This window comes from Neobacillus drentensis (genome assembly GCF_036966985.1).
In the GTDB taxonomy this organism is placed as follows: Bacteria; Bacillota; Bacilli; order Bacillales; family Cytobacillaceae; genus Neobacillus; species Neobacillus drentensis_E.
The window spans coordinates 1-360 of the sequence record NZ_JBALSN010000003.1; the positions used below are offsets into that span (position 1 = coordinate 1).

Sequence of the window (360 nt, forward strand, 5' to 3'; positions counted from 1 at the left end):
CCAACTTCTTTTTTTTCATTCAAGGCATTTTGCTCCTTTCAATTAAAGACCTGGAGATATATCATTTTTTTATTTCACCATTGTTTCTTAATTTGTTCCTGTGCGATTCTTAATATTTGTCCTTCGGGTGTATCCTTTTTAACAATTACATTTGTTTGATAATATTTACCTTTATAGTTAAGCTTCACAGTCACTTCGATCATATGTGTCACTCCTTTACATTTTTTAAAGTAGAAAAAAAGAAATCAAATTACACAACTTATTATTACTAGGTTATTTTTAATAAGTTAGGTTATTTTATGTAACCATAATACTTCCTGAATTAATTACCGTCAAGTAAAAAATCTCGAATTAAAGATA

At 26.9% G+C, this 360-nt stretch carries 1 protein-coding gene; it reads right to left on the reverse strand.

Features of this window, described 5'->3' with window-relative positions; all coding sequences use genetic code 11:
- Positions 1–74: 74 nt before the first annotated feature.
- Positions 75–203: a BA3454 family stress response protein gene (locus V7659_RS00200; protein ID WP_098934515.1), complete on the reverse strand. Its 129-nt coding sequence runs from the start codon at positions 201–203 to the stop codon at positions 75–77.
- Positions 204–360 lie beyond the last annotated feature (157 nt).